This is a genomic window from Streptomyces sp. H27-C3, from assembly GCF_030063415.1.
Lineage (GTDB): Bacteria > Actinomycetota > Actinomycetes > Streptomycetales > Streptomycetaceae > Streptomyces.
Window position 1 is genome coordinate 55,973 of the sequence record NZ_JASITA010000018.1, and the last position, 21,853, is coordinate 77,825.

Genomic DNA, 21,853 nt, shown 5'->3' on the forward strand with positions numbered 1-21,853 from the left:
CGTTCGGGGAGGGCCCAATCAAGCGGTATCTGTCCCTCTTTGTCCCGTGAGTCGCTTTGAGTTCAACTGCCCTGCTCTGTCGGTACGTGCAGCAGGCGCGCATCGAGCGGCAGGCGCAGGCCCCCGGTGGTCAGCGCCGTCGCGATGAGCACCGCCCCGTCGAGCGGGTCACCTGCGGCCATCACCGTCCGGGCCTGCGGCAATCGCGCGGCGAGCTCGTCCCGCAGGGGTGCGAGGAGGGGGTCGCCCAGCTTGAACAACCCGCCGGCGAGGCCGACTTCGCAGTCCCCGGACGGCGGGCACACGGCGTCAGCGGCGTCGGCGATGTGCCGGGCGGCCTCCCGCAGGATCCCAGTGGCGACCGGATCGGCCGGCTCGGCGGCGGCGCAGCGGGCCACTTCCGGCGCGAAGGAGGCGAGCACCGCGGGCCGGTCGGTGCGTGGGTAGAGCAGCGCGGGCAATTCGGGAGCGGGACCGAAAACCGCTTCCACCCGGGCCAGCAGCGCCGGGGAACCGCCGCGCCTGCCGTCATGGGCGCGCATCGCCGCGTCGAGCCCGGCCCGCCCGATCCAGGCACCCCCGCCGCAGTCGCCCAGCAGGTGCCCCCAGCCGTCCGCCCGGCGCCAGCCGGTCAGATCGGTGCCCAGCGCGATCATCCCGGTACCGGCGGCGACCACCGCTCCGGGGCGCTGGCCGAGCGCTCCCGCGTACGCCGTGACGGCGTCTCCTGCCAGCGCGAGACGCCGTACGCCGAGCGACCGCGCCAGCGTCCCTGGCAGCTCGGCGCGCAGGTCGGCGCCGAGCGTCGCCATTCCGGCGGCGCCGATCGCGACGGCCGACACGGCGCCGGCCCCGGCCCGATCCAGCAACGTCCGCACCATGGGCAGCAGTTGGTCCAGCAGGTGCCCGGCGTCGATTCCGGCGGGTCCGGTGCGTACGGGCACCCGGGACGTGGCGTTCCACACCGGCCCGACGCCGACGCTTTCCCTGGCGCCGACGCTGCTTCCCGCGCCGACACTGTCCCCGGCGCCGACGCCGCTTCCGGTGTGCAGTCCGTTCCCATCGTCCGGGCCGTTCCCGGCGTTCGCGAGGGCCACCCGCAGCCCCGAGCCGCCGGAGTCCACCCCCAGCACCCAGGGTCCCGTACCGCCGTGGGGCGCGGCCCCGGCCGGCACCGTCACGGCAGCCGCCAGTCAACCGGCTGCGCGCCCTGGCGGACCAGTAGTTCATTGGTCCGGCTGAACGGGCGCGAGCCGAAGAAACCACGGTCGGCGGACATGGGTGAGGGGTGCGAGGACTCGACGGCCGGCAGGTCGCCGAGCAGGGGACGCAGATTGCGGGCGTCGCGCCCCCACAGCACCGACACCAGCGGCCCGCCGCGCGCGACCAGCGCCCGGATGGCCTGCTCGGTCACCACTTCCCAGCCCTTGCCCCGGTGCGCCGCGGGCGCGCGGGGTGCCGTGGTGAGGGCCCGGTTGAGCAGCAGCACTCCCTGCCGCGTCCAGGGCGTCAGATCACCGTTGGACGGGCGGGGCGCACCCAGGTCGGTGTGCATCTCGCGGTAGATGTTCTCCAGGCTGCCCGGCAGCGGTCGCACCTCCGGCGCCACCGAGAAGCTCAGCCCCACGGCGTGCCCCGGTGTGGGGTAGGGGTCCTGGCCGACCATCAGGACCCGCACATCGGCGAACGGCTGCTGAAACGCCCGCAGTACGTTCGCACCGGCCGGTAGGTAGGTACGCCCCGCGGCGATCTCCGCACGCAAGAAGTCGCCCATCGCGGCGATCTGTTCGGCCACGGGCTCCAGTGCGTCTGCCCAGCCCGGCTCGACGATCTCTTTCAACGGTCTTGCTGCCACGAACGTCACTCTACTGGCGCGGACCCCGCCCCCATCAACCGACGGCCGCCGCCCGCACGCTCAGTACGTCCGGCAGGTGCGAGGCGAGGAGCTGCCAGCTGTCCCCGTCGTCCGCACTCGCGAAGAGCTCACCGTTGCGATTGCCGAAATACACGCCCGCCGGATTCGCGTCGTCCGTACAGAGGGCGTCGCGGAGCACCGTCCCGTAGTGCGCTTCGGCGGGCAGTCCGGCCGACAGGGGCTCCCAGTTCTTACCCGCGTCGCTCGTCCGGTAGACCCGGCACTTGTTGTCCGCGGGCACTCGGTCGGAGTCGGCGGCGATGGGGAAGAGGTACACCGTGTCCGCGCGGTGCGGGTGCGAGGCGGCGGCGAAGCCGAAGGTGGAAGGGAGGCCCGCCCCGATGTCGTGCCACTGCGCCCCCGCGTCGTCGCTGCGGAACACACCCCAGTGGTTCTGGAGGTACAGCCGGTCCGGATCGACCGAATCCTGCGCGATCTTGTGAACGCACTGGCCGAACTCCGGGTCGGGGTCCGGCAGGAAGACCGCGGAGACGCCCTTGTTGGACGGCGCCCAGCTCTCGCCGCCGTCCGTCGAGCGGAACACTCCGGCGGTCGATACCGCGACCGTCACGGCCCGGGCGTCGCGCGGATCGGTGACGATCGTGTGCAGCCCCTCACCGCCACCGCCCGGCACCCACTGGGAGCGAGTCGGATGCTCCCACAGTGATCGAACGAGCTCGAAGGACTCCCCGCCGTCCGTGGAGCGGAACAGCGCGGCCGGCTCCGTGCCCGCGTACACCACGTCGGGCGCCGCGGGCCCGGCCGGATGGAGCTGCCAGACCCGCTCCAGCGAAGCCCCGGTGAACTGCGGGAACTTCACCGCCGGCTGCTTCGGCTCGACCCAGGTCGCGCCGAGGTCGTCGGAGTGGAAGACGGACGGCCCCCAGTGCGCGCTGTCCCCGCCGACCAGCAGCCTGGGCGCAGCCCGGCGGGTGTCGATGGCCGTCGAGTACACCGCCTGCGCGTTGAAATGCGGCCCGTCGAACTCCCACTCCCCGCCGCGCCTGCGGCCGATGAAGAGTCCTTTGCGGGTACCTACGGTGAGCAGTACGTCGGTCATTGCCGACACCTCCAGGACGCCGATGTCTCAGATACGGGTCAGTGTGCACCCACCCACTGACAGTGGCCCCTGGAGCGGGTGTTGTCCCAGGTCAGTGCGGTCTGTCCCGGCCCGGAGCGGCCGGCCGGGGACGGGGCGGCGGGGGCGCGGGACGGCCGGTCGGTGACCAGTGCGGTCCGCCCAGGATCAGGACCAGGACCAGGACCAGGACCAGGACCACGATTCACAGTCGGCGGTCGGCGGTCGGCCCGTCGGTCGGTCGGTCGATCGAGGTCAGGACGGCCCGCGGCCGGGTGTCGCGGCGACCGTGCAGGCGCCGAGTCGCTCCAGCTCGCCCAGGAACGCTGCGGCGGGCACCGCCTCGGCCGGGGCGAGCACCCCGGCCCGCGCGGGCGCCTCGCCGCCCGTCAGCCGCATTGCCGCCACCACCGAGGCCAGTGCCCCGGCCCGCCAGATGTCGCGCCCCCACAGATGGCCGTTCCGGCCGCCGCCGCCCAGCGGTCGCCTGCACCGCGACGGTGAACTCCGTCCCGGCGCGCTCCTGCGCACTCGCCCCCTCGCTCGTGAAGACCTGCTCCTCCTCGAAGGTCGACGAGGTCAGCTGCGATTCGACGGTGCGCGCCGCGATGTGCCGCGGGATCGTGACGACCTCGCTGGACGGGAAGGGCGCGATCATCGTGCGCGGTCCCAGCGGCGGTGGGAAGGGGAAGACCGCGTTGCGGATCTCGGCCGGTCCCACCCTCTGGGCGCCCTCGGTGAAGGTCACCCGGTCGATCTCAGCGATCAACAGCTCGGCGGTCCGCCGCGCGCCGGGCGTCATGCGCCAGCCGGTGACCGCGTAGCCGACGGTCACCCGGTCCACGGCGGCCATCCCCGCGGTCACCGCCGAGGCGAGCAGGTCGGCGAGGCCGCCGTAGAAGCTCATCGAGGGGACCAGGACGGCGCCCGAGCGACGCGCCGGTTCGTCGAGGGTGTCGAAGAGGTGCTTGACGGGGTGCGGTTCGACGGCGTGGTCGAGGTAGTGGCACCCCGCTTCGGCCGCGGCCGAAGCGACGGCTGCGCCGGTCTCGGCGTAAGGACCCGCGCAGTGGATCAGCGCGGCCGCGCTCTCGGTCAGTCGGCGCAGGGCCTTCGGGTCGTCCAGGGGCGCCACCTGGACCGGGACTTCCGCCGCATCGTGCTGCTGGACGGACCGTCCGTGCTTGGCTGGGAGCAGGTGCGCGAGATCGAGTACGAGCACACTCTGCGCGTGCTGCGCGACGGCATGACCGCAGCGGCGGAGGACGGCCTGATCGCCGACGGCGACCTCACCGCCCGCTGCCAGCTGGTCTTCGGCGCGCTGTGCGAGGCGGGCATGCTGCTGGCGCGCGCCGAGGACCCGGAAGGCAGGCTACCGGTGGTGGCGGCCGAGGCCGAACTCCTCCTCGGCGCACTGGTCAGGGCGCGCTGAGGACGACTGGGGTCGCGGCTCAGGCCGTGCGGTCCTGAGTGGTCGACGCCGACAGCAGCAGAGGCAGGAACCGGTGGGCGAGCGCCCCCGGAGCCAGCCGCCCCGGTTCGACGTAACTCTGGCCGAGCGCCCCCTCGCGCATCGCGATGACGATCCGCACCAGCTCGTCCGGGGCGACCGTGAGGCGCAGCCCGGCCCGTGCGAAGAGGCCGTGCAGCAGCCGGACCGCCTCCTCGCGCAGCCGGGCGTCATGATCGGCGAGCATCCGCGCGGCCCGCGGGTCCCTGATGGCGTGCGGGGTGAATTCGGTGGTCACCAGGAACCAGGTGCGCTCGTCCGGTTCGGTGTACGCCAGCACCTCGGCGATCCGGCCGACGGTGAGTTCGTCGTCACTGATTTCCGCGGCCGCCCGGGCGATGCGCGCGAGTTCCCGGTCGGCGTGCGCGTCGAAGAGCGCGAAGAACAGCTCGTCCTTGGTCCGGAAGTTGGAGTAGAAGGCGCCCCGGGTGAAGCCGGCCCGGCGGCAGATGTCCTCGATCCCGGCGCCCCGGAAGCCGGACTCGGCGAACACCTCGCGCGCGGCGTCCAACAGCCGCGCCAGCGTCTGCGGCCGGCGTTTGGTCGGTCCCTTGGGCATCGCCCACCTCCCGGAAATCCCCGGAAATCTACGGAACTCCCGGTTCTCCCAGGACCCTTGACAGTCCGTACGACCTCGGAAAGCATCCCGACCCGTATCGGATACGTGAATGTATCCGATACGTACGACGTATCCGATGGACGAGGAGGCAACCATGACCGCCGCGACGTCGCCCACCATGACCCAAGTCATCGCCGCAGCCGTAGGTCCGATGCCCGAGGGGGGCTCGGTCCCGACGCCCCCGGTCTTCGACTCTGTCGACGCCGAACGGCGCTACCGCAAGGAGCAACTTGCCGCCGGATTTCGGCTGTTCGGCAAGTTCGGCTTCTCCGAGGGGGTCGCCGGGCACATCACCGTGCGTGATCCTGAGAACCCGGAGTGGTTCTGGGTCAACCCCTTCGGCATGAGCTTCGGCCAGATCAAGGCCTCCGACCTGATCCTGGTCGACCACGAGGGCACGTTGCTGCACGGCGCCCGTCCCGTGAACCGGGCCGCCTTCGTCATCCACTCCGAGGTGCACAAGGCCCGCCCCGACGCGCTGGCCGCCGCGCACTCCCACTCGCTGCACGGCAAGGCCTTCTCCAGCCTCGGTATTCCGCTCGCCCCGATCACCCAGGACGCCTGCGCGTTCTTCGAGGACCACGGCCTCTACAGCGACTTCACCGGAGTGGTCAGCGACGCCGAGGAGGGCCAGCGCATCGGTGCGGCCCTGGGCCCGCACAAGGCCGTCATCCTGCAGAACCACGGCCTGTTGACGGTCGGCCGGTCCGTCGCCGAGGCCGTCTGGTGGTTCATCACCATGGAACGCTCCTGCCAGGCCCAGCTGTTGGCGATGGCCGCAGGCACGCCCAAGCTCATCGACCGCGACACCGCGCTGCGCACCCGCGGCCAGGTCGGCGGCCACTTCGCGGGCTGGTTCCAGGCCCGGCCGCTGTGGGACCGGATCACCGCCTCCGACCCCGACCTCTTCGACTGATCCCGCCGGCCCCCACCGAACTCCCCTGAAGGAGTACGCACATGAGCTACCTGGCCGGGCGTGGCATCGCGGACATCACAGGGGAGGCGGCGGGCTGCGGGATGCTCGGATACGGCAAGGCCGAGCAGCAGTCGACGGGCATTCACACCCGGCTGCACGCGAGGGCGTTCGCCCTCTGCGATGGAGAGGGCCGGCGGATCCTGTTGGTCGTCTGTGAGCTGCCGCTGATGTCCGCGGGCGTCGTCAGGGACGTCCTGCGACGGTTGCCCGACGGTTACACCGAGTCCAACGTGATGATCACCGCGACCCACACCCACTGCGGCCCCGGCGGCTACTTCCACCACGAGCTCTACAACAGCAACACCGGCGGATTCCGCGAGCAGACCTACCGGGCGATCGTCGACGGCATCGTCGAGGCCGCCCGAGCCGCCCACGCCGACCTCGCCCCGGCGGTACTGCGGCTGGCCCACGGCGAACTGCTGGGCGCCAGCGTCAACCGCTCACGGCGCGCCTTTGACCGCAACCCCGCCGCCGACCGGGCGCACTTCCCGCACGCCGTGGACCCGCAGACCACCGTGCTGCGCATCGAACGCGAAGGGCGGCTCGCGGGCGCGGTCAACTGGTTCGCCACCCACAACACCACCATGACCAACACCAACACGCTCATCAGCGCCGACAACAAGGGCTACGCCGCGTCCTGTTGGGAGCGGCATGCCAAGAGCGCGGGCCTCGTGACGGCGTTCGCGCAGACCAACGCCGGTGACATGTCGCCCAATCTCCTTCTGCGGCCGGGCAGCGGCCCCACCGAGGACGAGTTCGAGAACACCCGCATCATCGGCAGCCGCCAGTACGAGGCGGCCCTAGCCCTGGACGGCGACGAGCTGACCGGCCGTCTGGACGCGCGGCTCACCCATGTCGACCTCTCCAAGGTGACGGTACGGCCCGAATTCACCGGAGACGGCCGTACGCACCGCACTTCAGGCCCGGTCGCGGGCGCGTCGGCCTTCGCCGGTGCCTGGGCGGACGGACCGGGCTTCAAGGGCTTCAGGCCCGGCCGCAACCTGCTCTGGGACACCCTTTCGCAGCAGGTCATCTACCCCTTGGCGCCCGGACTCCGCGACGCGCAGTCACCCAAGGGACTGTGCCTGCCCGCCGGCCTCGTCAACCGCCTGAGGCCCGTGATCCAGGAGAGGATCCCGGTCCAACTCCTGCGGATCGGACCGCTGTACCTCATCGGCCTGCCCGCCGAGGTCACCATCGTGGCGGGGCTCCGGTTGCGCCGTACCGTCGCGGACATCGTCGGCGCTGACCCGGCGCAGGTGCTCGTCGCCGGGTACAGCAACGCGTACGCGCACTACGTGACCACCCCCGAGGAGTACGACGCCCAGGAGTACGAGGGCGGCAGCACCCTCTTCGGACGCTGGGAACTGCCCGCCCTGTGCCAGAGCACGGCCGGTCTCGCGGAAGCGATGCGCGACGGCGTACCGGCAGGGCGCGGCACGCCGGAGCGGCTGCGGCCGCCGCGCAGGCGCCACCGACGGCAGGGGAGCGACAGCCCCCATCCCGGCCGGGACTTCGGCGACGTGCTGTCCTTCGGACGCGACGGCAGCGTGGTCACCGCCAGGTTCGTCGCCGCGCACCCCGGCAACGACCTGCGCCGGGGCGGCACCTATCTGGCGGTGGAACGGCTCTGCGCGGGTGGTGGAGACGGCGGCGAGGGCGACTGGATCCGTACCGCCGACGACGGCGACTGGTCCACGACCTTCCGCTGGGCGGCGGCCGGAGGATCGGCCTCCACCGTGACGGTGACCTGGGACGTCCCGGCGGACACCGCGCCCGGCAGCTACCGGCTGCGCTACTTCGGCGATACGACGTCGGGCCCGTTCACCGGCGCGACCGGTCCCTTCGAAGTGCCGGGGCGGTAGGCGGAACCGGGAGGTGCGGAAGCGCCGTTGTACCTGCGGAAGCGAAGCGAACTGAGGGGAGTGCGCCGATGGCCATCGGGTCGGTGCGGATCGACGGGGACAGCCTGCTGCTGCCGGGCGGGGTGGGGGTGCGGTGCGTACGTACGCTGCGGCTGCCCGAGAAGGGGACGCACGCGCTGCCGCCGGGCCTGGGCTCCTTCCCGCTGCGCAGGGTCGAGGACTACCCGGACACGGCTCCGGCACAGTGGGTGGAGCGGGGCGGGGTGATGCTCCCGGTCTACCTGCGGGAGGCGATGTGGCTGAGCTTCTCCGGGACCGTGGAGCCGGCCGCCCTCCAGGTGGGCGTGGGCAAGGTGTGCGCGGTGTCAGGGAAGCCCTGGAGCAGCCGGCTCGCGCACGACCCGCAGAACTATCTGGCGCTGCCGCGCCAGCCCTGGGCGGCGTCAAGCCCGCCGGAGAATGGCTGGGCGACGACCACACGCCGTGGCAGGAGCCGTCGCAGCACCAGGTCAAGCCACTGAAGGACGCGCCCGGGAAACCGGTGGCCGACGGGGACTGGTGACGTCGGGGACCGGTGACGTCGGTACGGTCGCGGTGGGCGCGCACGCCCGCAGAGAGCCGCCGGTCCGTCGGCGTAATCCGTCGGCGTACGAGTCGGCGCATGAGGAGACAGCGATGCCCGAGATCCGTATGCACACCGTGGACGATTCGGCGGGCCGGGTTGAGGTGGCCGCCGGGCCCGCCGGGAAGGCCGGCGCCGGGCAGGTCCACATCGGTGCGCGGGGCGGCGCGTACGTCGGTCTCGTCGCCACTGCCGAGCAGGCCAGGGAGCTTGCGGCCGTTCTCCTGCGCGCGGCCGACGAGGCGGACAGCAACCGGCAGACGGAACCCGTGACCGTCAAGGCGGGGGAGTTGCGCCGGGGAGACGTGCGCGGCGGCGAGCGTACGATCACGGTCGAGCGCGTCAAGATCGACGGGAACACGGCCCAGATCACCTGGACATCGGGCCCCGGTCGCCAGTGGACCCAGGGCTATGCCACGGACACGGACATCATCCTCCGGCGGCGGGCATGACACCGGCCCCCGCCGCGTTCCACGGATGCGGCGGGGGCCGGTGCGCTGTGCCGGTCGTCGGATCAGACCGACCGGTGGTACTGGTCGGGGACGTGGACGTCCCCGCCGAGCTCGCGGGCCGCGTGCCGCGCGAAGGACGGGTTGCGGAGCAGTTCGCGGCCCAGCAGGACGGCGTCAGCCTCGCCATTGGCGATGATCTTCTCGGCCTGCGCCGCGTCGGTGATCATCCCTACGGCGGCCACCGGCAGTTCGGTCTCGGCCTTGACGCGGGCGGCGAAGGGGACCTGGAAGCCGGGGCCGACCGGGATCTTCACACCGGATGCGTTGCCGCCGGTGGAGACATCGAGCAGGTCGACGCCGTGCTCCTTGAGGAGGCCGGCGAGGCGGACGGTGTCGTCCGGGGCCCAGCCGTTCTCCTCCAGCCAGTCGGTGGCGGAGATGCGGAAGAACAGCGGCTTGTCCTCGGGCCACACCGCCCGTACGGCGTCCACGACTTCGAGGGCGAAGCGGACGCGGTTCTCGAAGGAGCCGCCGTAGGCGTCGGTGCGGTGGTTGGAGTGCGGGGAGAGGAACTCACCGATCAAGTAGCCGTGGGCGCCGTGGAGTTCAACGACCTCAAAACCGGCGGCCAGGGCGCGCCGGGCCGCCGCCGTGAATTGCCCGACGATGTAGTGGATCTGCTCGGTCGTCAGCTCGTCCGGTACGGGATGACCCTCCGCGAACGGGACCGGGCTCGGGGCCGTGGGCTGCCAGCCGCCCGCGTCCACAGCGACCGGCCCGCCGTCCACCCAGGGGCGGCCGGTCGAGGCCTTGCGTCCCGCGTGGGCGATCTGAATGCCCGGAACCGTGCCCTGGCTCTTGAGGAAGCGGGTGATCCGGGCGAGGGCCTCGACCTGGGTGTCGTTCCAGATGCCGAGGTCATACGCGCTGATCCGGCCCTCGGGGCTCACGCTGGTCGCCTCGACGAGGATGAGGCCGGTGCCACCGGCCGCGCGGGCGGCGTAATGGGCGAAGTGCCAGTCGTGGGCGACGCCCGCTTCAGGACCGGTCGGCTGCGCCGAGTACTGGCACATCGGCGCCATCCAGACCCTGTTCGGGATGGTCAGGGATCGCAGAGTGTAGGGCTCGAACAGGCTGCTCACGGTGGACTCCATTCACGACGGTGCCGAATACGCGTCGTACGATACACATCGTAGTACGGTGAATGTCAAACTACGATGTCTCTCGTATAATGGAATCTCGAAGACCAAGAATCAAGACGAAGCCGCAAGCTGAAGATCCAGGATGGAAGTGGAGTCGCCGTGACCGCCGCCACGAGCAGTCGAGAACTCGCGCACCCCGCGCGCGAGGAGATCCGCCTCGAAGGGGTGCTGCACGCGCTCTCCGACCCCATCAGGATGCGCGTCGTCCGCGAGATGGCGGTGGTCGACATCGGGCTTCCCTGCTCGTACTTCACGCTGCCCGTCACCAAGTCCACGTCCACCCACCACTTCCGGGTGCTGCGCGAGAGCGGTGTGATCCAGCAGGTCTACCGGGGCACGGCCAAGCTCAACGGCCTCCGCCGCGACGACCTGAACGCACTCTTTCCCGGGCTGCTCGACAGCCTCCTGGTCGCCGCCGACGGGCAGGAGGGCCGGTTGGGGCGGGCCGGTAGCTGATTCACCGGGGCGAGCGACCGCGCTGATCCGGCGGAGCCGCCACCCGGTTCAGTCCGTCCTGTGCGCCGCCGCCAGCAGCCCCGCCCAGTCGTGGAGCTTCACCGAGCCCCGGCCCAGCGAAACCCCCAGCGCGGCCTCCGCCACCATGATCGCCTGCCACTGCGGCCACTCCACCGGCCTGAGCCCCGATGCGCGCAGGGCGTCGAGGGGGTCGTCCGGGAGCGGGCGCCCGGCCATTGCGGGTGCGTCCGCGAGCAGCGAGGCCACCGTCTCCTTGGAGCACGGCCGGTTGGTGCCGATCACACCGGTCGGGCCGCGCTTGATCCAGCCCGCCACGTACTCCCCGGGCGATGGGACGCCGTCCCGCAGGACCCGCCCGGCGGCGTGCGGCACCGTGCCGCGCGCCGGGTCGAACGGCAGCCCGGCGAGCGGCGTCCCCCGGTAGCCGACCGACCTCAGGACCAGCTGGGCCTCGATGTCCTCATACGTTCCGGTGCCGCGTACGCCGCCGGAGCCGTCCGGCACGGTGCGCTCGAACCGGACCCCGACCACCCGCCCGTCCTCCTCGAGCACCTCTACGGGCCGCAGGAAGAACCGCAGGTGGATGCGGCGCGCCCGGTCTTCGGTGTCGCCCTCCGCCCAGCCCCGCAGCACCTCGACATTGCGCCGGTTCACGGCGGGCAGGGCCGCCGGCCGCGCGTAGTCGGGATCCAGGGCCAGCTCGTCGGGCCGGACCACCACCCGGGCGTCGGGCAGCGTGCCCAGCTCCCGCAGCTCCTTGGTGGTGAACTTCGCCTGCGAAGGACCGCGTCGCCCCACCATGTGCACGTCCTGCACCAGGCTGTCGGCCAAGGCGCCGAGCGCGGGCTGCGGCACATCGGTGTGACGCAACTCCTGGGCGTCGCGGGCGAGGATCCGGGCCACGTCCACCGCCACATTGCCCACCCCGATGACGACGGCCGAACGGGCCCCCAGCGCGAAGGCGTTGGGGGCCGCGTCCGGGTGCGCGCTGTACCAGGAGACGAAGTCGGTCGCGGAGCAGCTGCCCGGCAGGTCCTCGCCCGGGACGCCGAGTCTGCGGTCCGTCGCGGCCCCGACGCAGTACACCACCGCGTGGTAGAGCTCCAGGAGCCGGGTGGCCGGAAGTGCGGGCGATCCCACTTCGATGTTGCCCGCGAAGGTGATCCGCTCGTGTTCGAGGACCGTCCGCAGATTGTTCTGAAGGGACTTGATCTTCTCGTGGTCCGGCGCGACGCCGTACCGGACAAGGCCGTAGGGGCAGGGGAGCCGGTCCAGTACGTGCACCCGCACGTCGGGTACCGCCTCCTGCTGCACCAGGGCCTGCGCGGCATAGACCCCGCTCGGGCCTGAACCGATGACTGCGACGCGAAGCACGGCGGGGGCTCCTTCCCGCAGGATGTCTCCAGCATCGCACCGAAGTGCCGTCCTGCGGGAGATGGGCGAGGAGTGCCTTCGCGCCACGGGGCAGGGGCGTGGGCGGCGGATCGCGTCCAGGACACGCACGCCGGGCCCGCCAACGTTCCTCCTCGACGGCGTCGCGGTGCTCGGCGGCCGGATCAGGTGCCGGCCCGCGGAGGCCTCGTGATGGTGGCCGCCCGGCACGGGACCGGCGTCGCGAGCCCTCGGTGCGCAGGGCTCACTTCATATCGCGCATCCTGCCGACCTCGACGGTCTGCTGGGCGACCACATCGCTCGCCATCTCCTCGATCAGGACGTTGTTCCCCTGTGCGCGGACATCGGTGGCCATGGCGATGGCGCCCTCGTGGTGAGTGATCATCAGCTTCAGGAAGAGACGGTCGAAGGTCTCGCCCTGCGCCCCCCGCAACTGTGCGAGCTGCTTCTCGGAGGCCATCCCCGCCATCGCCTCGTGCTGGTGCACGTTCTTGCGCTTCGCCCCGCCGTTGTTGTCGAGCCAGCCCTGCATGGCGCCGATCTCCGGCCCCTGGGAGCCCGCGATCCGCTCGGCCAGCCGCTTGACCTGCGTCGAATGTGCCTGTTTCGGCGCCAGTTCGGCCATCACCAGGGCCTGGCCGTGGTGCTTGATCATCATGTGTGTGTAACTGAAGTCCGCCGAGTTCGGCGAGTCGTCCGTGCCTGCCTTCGCCGCCTCGTCCGCAGACAGGGTCCGCGCGGGTTCGCCCGGCTTGCCCGGCGCCACCACCGAGGGCCCCGCGGCGGCCTTTGGCTGCGACGCGTCCCGGTCTTCCCTGCCGCCCGCGTCACAGGCGCCCAGGCCGAACGCAAGGAGTGCGACCGACGTCGCCGTGAGGGCGAGCGGTCGAAAACGTGCGGACCTGCGACGGAACGACATGGTGACTCCTTGGGACACAACGGGCATTTGGAGACCGACTTCTATTACGTCTTCGTTGCCATCTGTTGAGATGTGCATGCAAAGGAAGATACTGCCGAGGTCCGCGAACCGTTCAACCATGAACGGACACAAGGGAGGACGCAGTGACCTCGTTGCACAACACCAGAGTGCGGCGCAGACGTCTGGGCGTGGCAGTAGCCGCGGCCGGTCTCTTCGCCACCCTGCTGACGGCAGGCACCGCAGCCGCGACCCCCGACCCGGGAGACGCGCCTGCGAAGAAGAAGGGCGTCACCACCTCGCAGCAGGCCGAAGCCAGGGCTGCCATCGAGAGCGGTGAGATACCCGGCGTGGACGAGATCGTCCACAGCGAGAACATCAAGCACCTCGCGAACATCCCCAAGGACGCGCTCAAGGGCACCAATTCGGACCTGGCGTTCCAGGGCGAGTACGCTTTCTCCGGGAATTACGACGGCTTCCGGATCTTCGACATCAGCAACCCGAAGGTCCCCAGGACCGTCGCGCAGGTTCTGTGTCCCGGTTCGCAGAACGACATCTCCGTCTCCGGGGACCTGCTCTTCCTCTCCACCGACTCCTCGCGCAGCGACGACTCCTGCACCAGCACCACGCAGCCCGCGACGGAGAAGTCCTCCTGGGAGGGCATGAAGATCTTCGACATCAGCGACAAGCGCAACCCCAGGTATGTCGCCGCCGTCGAGACCGCATGCGGTTCGCACACGCACACCCTCGTGCCGGAGCGCCGTGACGTCTACGTCTACGTCTCCTCGTACTCCCCGAGTGCGACCTTCCCGGACTGTCAGCCGCCGCACGATGGGATCTCCATCATCAAGGTGCCGCGCAATGCCCCGCACAAGTCCGCGGTCGTGGACTTCCCGGTGCTCTTCCCGGACGGCGGCAACCCGGGCTCGCCCACCAACCCGGGTGTCTCCAAGACCACCGGCTGCCACGACATCACCGTGCTGCCCTCCAAAGACCTGGCGGCCGGCGCCTGCATGGGTGACGGCATCCTCTTCGACATCGAGGACCCGGAGAATCCCAGGGTCATCGACCGCGTCCAGGACAACGTGAACTTCGCGTTCTGGCACTCGGCGACCTTCAACCAGAAGGCCAACAAGGTCGTCTTCACCGACGAACTCGGCGGCGGTGGCGCGGCCACCTGCAACGCTGCCATCGGCCCGAACCGCGGCGCCGACGGCATCTACGACATCACCGGCAAGGGCGACAAGCGCAAGCTGGTCTTCAAGAGCTACTACAAGATCGACCGCCACCAGGCGGACACCGAGAACTGCGTCGCCCACAACGGCTCGCTGATCCCGGTCAAGGGCAAGGACATCATGGTCCAGGCCTGGTACCAGGGCGGCATCTCCGTCTGGGACTTCACCAACTCCTCCGAGCCCAAGGAGATCGCCTACTTCGAGCGCGGTCCCCTCAGCGCGGACACCCTGGTGACCGGCGGCTCCTGGTCGGCGTACTACTACAACGGCTACATCTACTCCAACGACATCGCGAAGGGCTTCGACGTCCTGAAGCTCAGCGACAAGCGCACGGACGGCGCGAAGAGAGTGTGGCTGGACGAGCTCAACGTCCAGACACAGCCCGACTACCGCCGCTGACCGGACTCAGAGGTACGCGTGTCGCCGGGCGGTTCCCCGCCCGGCGACACGCCGCTTTCCCAGTCCAGCCCGTACCGCTGGAACAGCTCGGCCCGCAACAGGTCCGGCGGCATCGGGGCGCCGGGCAGCAGCACGGCGAACACCGCCCCCATCAGCAGGGCGCGCAGCAGCGGATAGTCGACGTCCGCATCGGGCGAGCCGTAGTGCACCACCGTGTCGCGGAGCAACTGCGCGAGGCGCTGCTGCTCCGGACACTGCACGAACCCCTCGGCCTGCAAAATGCCCGCCATGTGCGTGCGCATCAGGCGGGGCCGTTCGCGCGCCAGACCCAGAATGGCGTCGATGGCGCGGGCAAGGAGCTCGTCACCGTCCTCGGTGCGGGGCTCACGCTCCAGCGCGGCCTGGAGCGTCATGTGCATCAGCCGGTGCACGGCCGACTGCAGCAGCTGCCGTTTCCCGGGGAAGTAGTACGACACCAGCCCCCGGGCCGCGCCGGCCCGGTCGGCGATGTCTCCGAGCTTCGTCGCCTCGTAACCGTGCTCCCCGACGAGCTCCACGGTCGCCTGCAGCAGCCGCTCCCTTGAACGTCGTCGCAACTCTTCATTGACCGATGCGCTGCGCGGGGACATGCTGTACTCCTGCGTTGACTGGCTACGAGCCAATATACTCAGTTGTCTCACGTCAGCCCCCTTCCGGGGTCCGTATCGTGGGATTGCCATCCGTTATCCGGCGGCGCGGGGGACTGCCGGATACGGATGGCGTTTTCTGTCGGGGAGCTGAGAGGCTCAGCCCTGCCAGGCGAAGACGTGTGACCGGCCGATGGCCGTGAAACCGCGGCGTGCGTACCAGCGCTGCGGCCAGCCTTCCGGGTCGGACACCAGGAAGAGCAGGGCCGAGTCCCCGGCGTGGTGCACGGCGGTCGACAGGATCGCGTTCGCGTAGCCGCGCCCGGAGTGGTGGTCGGCGGTGATGAGGCCTTCCAACTGGGCGATGCCCTGATCCGGTTCGAGATAGACGTCGGCCCAGGCGCTGATGGTGCCGTTCTCGTCGCGTACGGCGAAGAAGTCGACCCGTTCGGCGCCGCCGAGCCGGGCCGCGCGGGAATCGGCGAGCTGACTGATGACGCCGTCGTCGGCGTCGGGCAGCCAGCTGCGGAACTGCCGGACGGTGGCCGGCCGCAGCTCGTTCAGGGACACCGTGCGCACCCGCGGGTCGGGGGCGGCGGCCTTGCCGGAGCGCACCATGACGAGCTCGGTCGCGTGGGTGTACCCGGCGGCCGTGAGCGCCGGGGCAACGGCGGCCCCCACGGCGTCGTCCAGCACGGTGATCCGGCGGTGGGCCAGGTGCCCGAGCACGGAGTCCGCGAGTGCGGGGAGCCGGGCGGGCGGCGCCGTGTCGTCGATGACGATCTGGTTGTGTTCGGGGGAGTGCGCGTACTCGGGGGTCAGCACCGCCACGCCACCGGGCACCTCGGTGGTCTCGGCGGCCTGGCGTCTGGCGAAGGACGCACGGAAGGCCGCGATGCGTTCAAGATCCGTGGCTGGCATGCGGTCACTGTATCGACGGGCCGCCCGGACTCGGCGGCTGCACGGATCCCGCGCGAGGCGGATCAGTCGACGAGGTCGAGCACCGGGCGCAACCCCGCGGGCCGCTCATCGGCGGGCCCATGGTCAACGAACCGCACCGCGCAGCCCAGTTCGGCCGCGCCGCCGTCCGCGTGCCGGTCGTCGCCGACCATCAGGACCTCCAGCGGATCGTGCCCGAGCGCCTCGCAGGCCGCGGCGAAGAGTCGCGGGTCCGGTTTCTGGATGCCGTGCTCGTAGGACAGGACGTACGCGTCCACCCGTGCGTCCAGCCCGTGCGCGCGGAACACCGGCCGCAGGTCCCAGCCGATGTTGCTGACCACCGCGACTCCGATGCCTCGGCGGCGCAGCTCGCCGAGCACCTCGGCGGTGTCGGGGTACGGCCGCCAGGCGTCCGGCGACATGTGGCGGTCGTAGAGGGCGTCGTACAGGCGTGCGTCCGGGAGCTCCACCTGGCGGGCGAGGCCCGTGTAGGCGGCGCGGTGGCGCTCCGTGCTCTCGTCGCGGGTGGCCCACAGGTCCGCGAGATGCGGCGGCACCCGCAGGGGAGAGGCCCCGCCGGGCAGCGCGCCCGCTGCCTCCAGCTGCCGCGCGTACCGGGTGAACGCTTCGGGCGGTACGTCGAGACCCAGCTCGTCGATGGCGGCCCGGAGCCATGCGCCGGTCGGTTCGATCCTCAGGAGGGTGCCGGAGAAGTCGAAGAGGACGGCCTTGATCGTCACGCGGGTACTCCTTCTCGGGAGGCGCGACCGTACGCCACGACGGAGAGGGCCACGAGCGCCACCCCCAGCAGCCATCCGCCCAGCACGTCGGTCGGCCAGTGCACGCCGAGATACATCCGGGTCAGGCCGACACCGGCGACCGACACCACGCCCACCACGAGGACGACGGCACGCAGCAGGGAGTCCGCGCCGCACAGGGCGAGCAGCCACACCAGCAGTCCGAAGGTGACCGTGGCCGTCATCGCGTGGCCGGACGGCCAGGCCGCGAAGTGCGCGGAGTCGACCGGGTCGGGCCACTGGGGCCGCTCACGGCCCACCGCGGCCTTGAGGCCCTGTTGCAGCAAGGTCCCGGCCACGCTGGTCGCGACGGCCCAGAGGGCCGGCAGCCGCTCTCCCTGCCACAGCAGCCAGCCGACGGCGACGGCCAGCAGGGCGCGCATCATCCAGGGGTCCCACACCCAGTCGGCGAGGATCCGGTTCGTCTTCGTGATCCCGGGGTGGCCGACCGCCGAGCCGTGCAGGCCGTCGACGACCGTGCGGTCGAACGACATCAGGGGTCCCCACTCGAACGCGACGAGCAGCAGGAGCAGGCCCGACAGGGCGGTGAAGGCGATACCGGTGCGCAGCGGGGCCGGGGGTGCGGGGCGGGCCGACGAAGCGAGGTGTGGGGGGTGCATGGAAAGATCCTCACCCACGACCGGTGGTGGAAACTATCCCAGGGCGCGCAGCCCCGGCACGAAAGCCACCAGCAGCGGCACCACCGGGACGAACGAGGCGGCGGCCGTCAGCCGCAGTCTGCGGCCCGCGGTGAGGCGGGGGGCCGCAGAGAGCAGCCGGTGCACGCGTCGCGGAAGTTCCGCGTCGGACATCGCGCAGGGGCCGAACACCCCGCGGTCCTCGTTGAGTTCGACCAGGGCCAGCGCGATCGTGAGGCGGCCGAACCGCCGTGAGGCGACATCGTCGGCAGCCAGCTCCACCAGCCGGTGCATCTCGTCGCGGAACGCCGCGAACACCGGGATCTGCGGAAAGCCGATGGCCAGCGCGGACGCGCAGTGCAGCAACCAGTCGTGCCTGGCCCGCGCGTGTCCCTGCTCGTGCGCCAGCACGGCGTCGAGCTGGCGGCCCTTGAGGCGCTGCAACGCCGCTGTGGTGATGACCAGTTGCGGCGCCGCCCCGGGCAGCCACCAGGCGTCGGGCCGCTCACCCTCGAGTACGACGAGCCGGTCACTGCCGGGCTCCTCGCCGGGCATCAGCGGGGAGCGTACGAGCAGTTCCGCGCGCCGCTGCCTGCGGCCCACGTGCGCCCGGCGGATCTCCCGGACCAGCATCGCCGCGGTCCAGACGCCTCCGCACGCCAGCAGCACCGCGATGACCGCCGACCAAGGGCCGTACGCGGCAAGGGCGTACGCCTCCATCACGCCGTGCGGCGCGGAGGCGAACACGTGGCCCCGTACGGCCTGCCAGGCGGCGGCCGCGCTGAACGTCATCGACAGTGCGAAGCACAGCAGCACGGCGGCCACCACGCACTGCCACACCCACAGCGCCACCACGGGCTCGCGATCCCGCCAGTCGGCGCGCGACATGAGCCGCGGGGCCGCGACGGCAGCAAGGACGCCGAGCAGCAGAAGCGCGAGGGAGACCGTCATGGGGTCAGCCTATGAGGCGGTGCTACCTGGCGGTACGGCCTCGCGCGGCAAGTGACGCAGGCCACGGTTTCGCCGAGGACCGCAGAGGCGTCTAGAGCCGCCCCCGCAGGGGAAACCCGGCGCCCTCACAGCGTGAGCAGCATCGCGATCATGCCGATGCCCATGGACAGCCGGCAGGCCAGCGCGAGCTCCGGCCGCGCCCCCCAGGCGACGGCCACGCCGCTCTCCGGGTCCCTCGCCACCACGGACACGGGCATCAGCCGCACCCCCGAGCGCAGCACGTATCCGGCGTAGTACAGCAGCAGGGCGCCGGTCAGCAGCGGGATTCCGCCCGCGCCGTACCCGGTCGTGTGCCCCGTGTGCGCGGAACTTCCGGCGCCGGGCGCCATCACCAGCGCCATATAGACCATCGCGGCCGACCCGATCACATGGTGCAGGTGGTGCGTGCTCCCGCGGGAGTGACCCAGGGCCCACAGCGCCGCGACGCCGAACACGGCGGCGTACAGCGCCCACCCCCACACCGGCGGCGCGATCGCCGCCGCGGGAAGGGCCATAGCTGCCATACCGAATCCCATCAGCGCCTCGCTGCCCGCACCCGTGCGGTGTTCCCCCGCGCCGCTGCTCATGCGCAGCAGGCAGTACGCGCCGGTCGCCGCGCACAGCGCAACGAGCAGCCAGCCGGACATCGCCTCTCCGTGCACGGCGAACCTCCCCGTTCGACGGACGGTGTCGTCCCGTCGATGCCCAGGGCCGTGACGTCGTATGCGAGCGCACGGGGGTACATGGGGGGCTCACCGGAGGTATTCGAGTCCGCCCCACCCGTGCGAGCCGCGCCGGGCAAAGCCGTGGCCGGACCGGACTACCGCTCGCCGAGCTCCACGGTGAGGGCGCCGCCGAGCAGCTCACGGGCCCGCTCCAGGGTCAGTGACCCGCTGAGCCACCGCTCGCTGATCCCCTCGACCAGCGCCGTGAGGCGCTCCGCCGCGGCTTCGGGGTCGGCCCCGGCCGCGGCCGAACCGGCGCTCTGCGCGGCGCGGATCGCCTCGGCGACATCACTCACCCAGGATCGGGTGGACTGCGCCAGGGTCTCGCGCAGGTCGGTCTCGAAGATGGCGCTGGCGCGCAACTCGCCCCAGGCGGTGCTGTTCTCGCGGACCCGGGGCGTGTCCTGGAGTTCGAGGAGGAGCATCTGCTCCAGCTCCTCGCGCGGGCCACCGGAGGCCGTCGCGATCTCGTCCGTGTACGCCCCGGCCCGGTCACTGATGAATTCGAGCGTCCGGCGGACCAGACCGGCGCGGTCGCCGAAGTGGTAGTAGATCAGCGCCGTGGACACCCCCGCCTCGGTGGCCAGCTGCTCGACGCGCAGTCCGCGCACACCACTGCGGGCGATGACCCGTACGGCGGCTTCCATGATCAGCACCTGGCGATCGGACATGTTCTCTACTCACTCCTCGGGAAAATCCGACGGTCGATCCCTGACCGAAGTCCTTGACTGAAAGTTCAGTCAAGCCACAGGATAGCGGCCAACGATCGGCTGACTGAATTTTCAGGCAGCCGGTGTCTCAGCGAGGAGAGCGGAGCCAGTGCGATGGGTACACGGATGCCGGCCGAGTGGGCCGAACACGAGGCATGCCTGATGGCATGGCCGACCCGGCAGGAACTCTGGGGCCCGGTCTACGACCGGGCGCTGGGGGAGTACGCGGCGGTGGCGCGAGCCATCTCGGCCTTTGAGCCGGTGATCATGATCGCCGGACCCGGTCGGGGCGCGGAGGTACGCAGGGCCTGCGGGAAGCAGATCGAGGTCATCGAGCTGCCGACCGACGATTCCTGGCTGCGCGACTCGGGCCCGATCCTCGCGTTCACGCAGGACGGCGAGCGCGTCGGAGTGGACTTCCGCTTCAACGCCTGGGGCGAGAAGCGCTATCCGTGGGACTCCGACGACAAGCTCGCCGGGTTGCTGCTCGACCGGCTGGGTATCGGCCGCGTCCACTCCTCGATGGTCCTCGAAGGCGGCGCGATCACCGTCGACGGCGAGGGGACACTCATCACCACCGAGCAGTGTCTGCTCCACCCCAACCGCAACCCCCTCATGAGCCGTGAAGAGATCGAGTCCGTGCTCAGGGAGCGGCTCGGCGCCGACAAGGTGATCTGGCTCCCCTACGGCGGGCTGGAGGACACCGAGACCGATGGGCACGTGGACGGGGTGTGCGCCTTCGTCGGCCCCGGCCGGGTCGTCGTGTCACTGCCGGACGACCCGGACCACCCCGACTACGCCCGGATGCGCGCCAACCGTGCGGTGCTGGAAGCGGTCACGGACGCCCGCGGAAGGAAGCTGGAGATCATCGAGCTGCCACAGACGGCGTACGCGGACCTCGACGGCGAAGAGATCGAGGTCGGCTATCTGAACTTCTACCTCGCCAATGGCGGTGTGGTCGTCCCCGTCGCCGGAACGCCGGAAGACAGGGCGGCCCTGGCCGTCCTCGCCGCCGCGCTCCCCGACCGCGAGGTCGTCGGGGTGGAGACACCGACGCTCGCCTACGGCGGTGGCGGCATCCACTGCATCACCCAGCAGCTCCCCAAGGCCGGGGCGTGAGCACCATGACGTACGAGCTGCTCACCTCCTTCGGCTCCCCGCTGGGCTCCCCGGCCCGGCGCTCGGGCAAGACGCTGACCTCCCGGTCCGCGCTCGGCCTGCTCCCCGCCGGAGCCACCGCCACGGGCTCGGTGCGCGTGACGGGCGGCGGCCGGGCTCACGGCCGGTAGCGCAGCGGATGCTCCTCGGGCACCTCGACGACCGCGATGTGTACGCCGTCGGGATCACCCGAGGAGTTCCCCCTCAGGGTCGGTACCGCAGCGGGTGATCCTCGGGGACTTCCACGATGACGATTTTGCATCCGTCGGGATCCGCGATCCACATCTCGACGAGCCCCCAGGGCTCCTTCACCGGCGGGCGCAGCACCTCGACGCCGTGCGCCGTCAGTTCCTCGTGCGCAGCCTTCGCGTCCGCGACCTGAAGCCACAGCTGGAGGCCGGGGGAGGGTGGGGTGTCGGAGCGCCCGGAGACCTCCAGGAAGCCGCCGCCGAGGAAGTACACTGTGCCGCGCTCGGGGCCCGTGCCGAAGTCGCGGTACACGGCGAGCCCCAGCGCGTCGCCATAGAAGGCGCGGGACCGTTCGGGGTCGGTGGGGTGCAGGAGCGTCCTGCTGCTCAGTACGTGGACCATGCGTCCGGACCCTAGGGGATC

Annotated in this window: 24 protein-coding genes and 1 pseudogene; 9 read left to right on the plus strand and 16 right to left on the minus strand. The window is 71.2% G+C overall.

Annotated features, from left to right (window positions below):
- Positions 1-62: 62 nt before the first annotated feature.
- From QMK30_RS19515 to QMK30_RS19530, 4 genes are all read right to left on the minus strand, one after another.
- The gene (locus QMK30_RS19515; protein ID WP_283519567.1) at positions 63-1,181 is read right to left on the minus strand and encodes an N-acetylglucosamine kinase; all 1,119 of its coding nucleotides are present in this window, start codon (positions 1,179-1,181) and stop codon (positions 63-65) included.
- A complete protein-coding gene (locus QMK30_RS19520) occupies positions 1,178-1,855 on the minus strand; it encodes a uracil-DNA glycosylase (RefSeq protein ID WP_283519568.1) in 678 nt (225 codons plus the stop codon). The genes QMK30_RS19515 and QMK30_RS19520 overlap by 4 nt, the downstream gene beginning before the upstream one ends.
- A gap of 34 nt (positions 1,856-1,889) precedes the next feature.
- Positions 1,890-2,975 (minus strand): WD40/YVTN/BNR-like repeat-containing protein, encoded by a 1,086-nt coding sequence (locus QMK30_RS19525; protein WP_283519569.1) that lies wholly within the window; start codon positions 2,973-2,975, stop codon positions 1,890-1,892.
- A 223-nt stretch (positions 2,976-3,198) separates the two neighbouring features.
- On the minus strand, positions 3,199-4,128 hold the full coding sequence (locus QMK30_RS19530) for a saccharopine dehydrogenase family protein (RefSeq protein ID WP_283519570.1): 930 nt from the start codon (positions 4,126-4,128) through the stop codon (positions 3,199-3,201).
- A 24-nt stretch (positions 4,129-4,152) separates the two neighbouring features.
- Between QMK30_RS19530 and QMK30_RS19535 the strand changes: the two genes are divergently transcribed.
- Positions 4,153-4,425 carry a TetR family C-terminal domain-containing protein gene (locus QMK30_RS19535; RefSeq protein ID WP_283519571.1) on the plus strand — a complete coding sequence of 91 codons (273 nt, stop codon included), beginning with the start codon at positions 4,153-4,155 and terminating at the stop codon, positions 4,423-4,425.
- A 19-nt stretch (positions 4,426-4,444) separates the two neighbouring features.
- Here QMK30_RS19535 and QMK30_RS19540 read toward each other — a convergent pair whose 3' ends face one another.
- On the minus strand, positions 4,445-5,062 hold the full coding sequence (locus QMK30_RS19540) for a TetR/AcrR family transcriptional regulator (RefSeq protein WP_283519572.1): 618 nt from the start codon (positions 5,060-5,062) through the stop codon (positions 4,445-4,447).
- 211 nt (positions 5,063-5,273) lie between these two features.
- Here QMK30_RS19540 and QMK30_RS19545 point away from each other — a divergent pair, with 211 nt between their 5' ends.
- The 4 genes and pseudogenes from QMK30_RS19545 to QMK30_RS19560 all read left to right on the plus strand — a co-directional run bounded on the left by QMK30_RS19545 (position 5,274) and on the right by QMK30_RS19560 (position 9,037).
- Positions 5,274-6,038, plus strand: coding sequence for a class II aldolase/adducin family protein (locus QMK30_RS19545; protein WP_283519649.1), 765 nt, complete (start codon positions 5,274-5,276; stop codon positions 6,036-6,038).
- 41 nt (positions 6,039-6,079) lie between these two features.
- The gene (locus QMK30_RS19550) at positions 6,080-7,963 is read left to right on the plus strand and encodes a neutral/alkaline non-lysosomal ceramidase N-terminal domain-containing protein (protein ID WP_283519573.1); all 1,884 of its coding nucleotides are present in this window, start codon (positions 6,080-6,082) and stop codon (positions 7,961-7,963) included.
- A gap of 68 nt (positions 7,964-8,031) precedes the next feature.
- Positions 8,032-8,400, plus strand: a pseudogene (locus tag QMK30_RS19555) (hypothetical protein); the annotation flags it as partial.
- 238 nt (positions 8,401-8,638) lie between these two features.
- On the plus strand, positions 8,639-9,037 hold the full coding sequence (locus tag QMK30_RS19560) for a hypothetical protein (RefSeq protein ID WP_283519574.1): 399 nt from the start codon (positions 8,639-8,641) through the stop codon (positions 9,035-9,037).
- A gap of 62 nt (positions 9,038-9,099) precedes the next feature.
- Here the strand turns inward: QMK30_RS19560 and QMK30_RS19565 are convergent, their stop codons facing one another.
- Complete coding sequence (locus QMK30_RS19565) at positions 9,100-10,179, minus strand: NADH:flavin oxidoreductase/NADH oxidase (RefSeq protein ID WP_283519575.1); 1,080 nt, start codon at positions 10,177-10,179, stop codon at positions 9,100-9,102.
- A gap of 159 nt (positions 10,180-10,338) precedes the next feature.
- Between QMK30_RS19565 and QMK30_RS19570 the strand changes: the two genes are divergently transcribed.
- Positions 10,339-10,695, plus strand: a complete 357-nt coding sequence (locus QMK30_RS19570; protein ID WP_283519576.1) for an ArsR/SmtB family transcription factor — start codon at positions 10,339-10,341, stop codon at positions 10,693-10,695.
- Positions 10,696-10,743: 48 nt separating this feature from the next.
- Here the strand turns inward: QMK30_RS19570 and QMK30_RS19575 are convergent, their stop codons facing one another.
- Together QMK30_RS19575 and QMK30_RS19580 are read right to left on the minus strand one after the other, a co-directional pair.
- Positions 10,744-12,090 (minus strand): FAD-dependent oxidoreductase, encoded by a 1,347-nt coding sequence (locus QMK30_RS19575; RefSeq protein WP_283519577.1) that lies wholly within the window; start codon positions 12,088-12,090, stop codon positions 10,744-10,746.
- Between the two features lie 262 nt (positions 12,091-12,352).
- Positions 12,353-13,027: a DUF305 domain-containing protein gene (locus QMK30_RS19580; protein WP_283519578.1), complete on the minus strand. Its 675-nt coding sequence runs from the start codon at positions 13,025-13,027 to the stop codon at positions 12,353-12,355.
- A gap of 143 nt (positions 13,028-13,170) precedes the next feature.
- Between QMK30_RS19580 and QMK30_RS19585 the strand changes: the two genes are divergently transcribed.
- Entirely contained in the window at positions 13,171-14,658 is a 1,488-nt protein-coding gene (locus tag QMK30_RS19585) for an LVIVD repeat-containing protein (RefSeq protein WP_283519579.1), read from the plus strand.
- Here the strand turns inward: QMK30_RS19585 and QMK30_RS19590 are convergent.
- The 7 genes from QMK30_RS19590 to QMK30_RS19620 form a co-directional block, all read right to left on the minus strand.
- Positions 14,646-15,287: a TetR/AcrR family transcriptional regulator gene (locus QMK30_RS19590; RefSeq protein WP_283519580.1), complete on the minus strand. Its 642-nt coding sequence runs from the start codon at positions 15,285-15,287 to the stop codon at positions 14,646-14,648. The genes QMK30_RS19585 and QMK30_RS19590 overlap by 13 nt on opposite strands.
- A 156-nt stretch (positions 15,288-15,443) precedes the next feature.
- A complete protein-coding gene (locus QMK30_RS19595; protein ID WP_283519581.1) occupies positions 15,444-16,205 on the minus strand; it encodes a GNAT family N-acetyltransferase in 762 nt (253 codons plus the stop codon).
- A 62-nt stretch (positions 16,206-16,267) separates the two neighbouring features.
- Positions 16,268-16,957: an HAD family hydrolase gene (locus QMK30_RS19600; RefSeq protein WP_283519650.1), complete on the minus strand. Its 690-nt coding sequence runs from the start codon at positions 16,955-16,957 to the stop codon at positions 16,268-16,270.
- A 2-nt stretch (positions 16,958-16,959) separates the two neighbouring features.
- Positions 16,960-17,640 (minus strand): phosphatase PAP2 family protein, encoded by a 681-nt coding sequence (locus tag QMK30_RS19605; protein ID WP_283519582.1) that lies wholly within the window; start codon positions 17,638-17,640, stop codon positions 16,960-16,962.
- Positions 17,641-17,673: 33 nt separating this feature from the next.
- Positions 17,674-18,609, minus strand: coding sequence for a M56 family metallopeptidase (locus QMK30_RS19610; RefSeq protein WP_283519583.1), 936 nt, complete (start codon positions 18,607-18,609; stop codon positions 17,674-17,676).
- 125 nt (positions 18,610-18,734) lie between these two features.
- Positions 18,735-19,310 carry a DUF5134 domain-containing protein gene (locus QMK30_RS19615; RefSeq protein WP_283519584.1) on the minus strand — a complete coding sequence of 192 codons (576 nt, stop codon included), beginning with the start codon at positions 19,308-19,310 and terminating at the stop codon, positions 18,735-18,737.
- Between the two features lie 158 nt (positions 19,311-19,468).
- Positions 19,469-20,044, minus strand: a complete 576-nt coding sequence (locus tag QMK30_RS19620; protein WP_283519585.1) for a TetR/AcrR family transcriptional regulator — start codon at positions 20,042-20,044, stop codon at positions 19,469-19,471.
- Between the two features lie 153 nt (positions 20,045-20,197).
- On the opposite strand from QMK30_RS19620, the gene QMK30_RS19625 reads away from it, so the two are divergent.
- Together QMK30_RS19625 and QMK30_RS19630 are read left to right on the plus strand one after the other, a co-directional pair.
- Positions 20,198-21,202 (plus strand): agmatine deiminase family protein, encoded by a 1,005-nt coding sequence (locus tag QMK30_RS19625; protein WP_283519586.1) that lies wholly within the window; start codon positions 20,198-20,200, stop codon positions 21,200-21,202.
- Positions 21,199-21,372 carry a hypothetical protein gene (locus tag QMK30_RS19630; RefSeq protein WP_283519587.1) on the plus strand — a complete coding sequence of 58 codons (174 nt, stop codon included), beginning with the start codon at positions 21,199-21,201 and terminating at the stop codon, positions 21,370-21,372. Before QMK30_RS19625 ends, QMK30_RS19630 begins: the two co-directional genes overlap by 4 nt.
- A 73-nt stretch (positions 21,373-21,445) precedes the next feature.
- On the opposite strand, the gene QMK30_RS19635 is transcribed toward QMK30_RS19630, so the two are convergent.
- Positions 21,446-21,832 carry a VOC family protein gene (locus QMK30_RS19635; protein ID WP_283519588.1) on the minus strand — a complete coding sequence of 129 codons (387 nt, stop codon included), beginning with the start codon at positions 21,830-21,832 and terminating at the stop codon, positions 21,446-21,448.
- Positions 21,833-21,853: the final 21 nt, after the last annotated feature.

Coding starts and splice junctions, on each gene's coding strand:
- QMK30_RS19610 (WP_283519583.1), bottom strand. CDS start 18,609: ATGACGGTCTCCCTCGCGCTTCTGCTGCTCGGCGTCCTTGCTGCCGTC.
- QMK30_RS19525 (WP_283519569.1), bottom strand. CDS start 2,975: ATGACCGACGTACTGCTCACCGTAGGTACCCGCAAAGGACTCTTCATC.
- QMK30_RS19620 (WP_283519585.1), bottom strand. CDS start 20,044: ATGTCCGATCGCCAGGTGCTGATCATGGAAGCCGCCGTACGGGTCATC.
- QMK30_RS19560 (WP_283519574.1), top strand. CDS start 8,639: ATGCCCGAGATCCGTATGCACACCGTGGACGATTCGGCGGGCCGGGTT.
- QMK30_RS19635 (WP_283519588.1), bottom strand. CDS start 21,832: ATGGTCCACGTACTGAGCAGCAGGACGCTCCTGCACCCCACCGACCCC.
- QMK30_RS19590 (WP_283519580.1), bottom strand. CDS start 15,287: ATGTCCCCGCGCAGCGCATCGGTCAATGAAGAGTTGCGACGACGTTCA.
- QMK30_RS19595 (WP_283519581.1), bottom strand. CDS start 16,205: ATGCCAGCCACGGATCTTGAACGCATCGCGGCCTTCCGTGCGTCCTTC.
- QMK30_RS19625 (WP_283519586.1), top strand. CDS start 20,198: ATGGGTACACGGATGCCGGCCGAGTGGGCCGAACACGAGGCATGCCTG.
- QMK30_RS19545 (WP_283519649.1), top strand. CDS start 5,274: ATGCCCGAGGGGGGCTCGGTCCCGACGCCCCCGGTCTTCGACTCTGTC.
- QMK30_RS19580 (WP_283519578.1), bottom strand. CDS start 13,027: ATGTCGTTCCGTCGCAGGTCCGCACGTTTTCGACCGCTCGCCCTCACG.
- QMK30_RS19605 (WP_283519582.1), bottom strand. CDS start 17,640: ATGCACCCCCCACACCTCGCTTCGTCGGCCCGCCCCGCACCCCCGGCC.
- QMK30_RS19540 (WP_283519572.1), bottom strand. CDS start 5,062: ATGCCCAAGGGACCGACCAAACGCCGGCCGCAGACGCTGGCGCGGCTG.
- QMK30_RS19550 (WP_283519573.1), top strand. CDS start 6,080: ATGAGCTACCTGGCCGGGCGTGGCATCGCGGACATCACAGGGGAGGCG.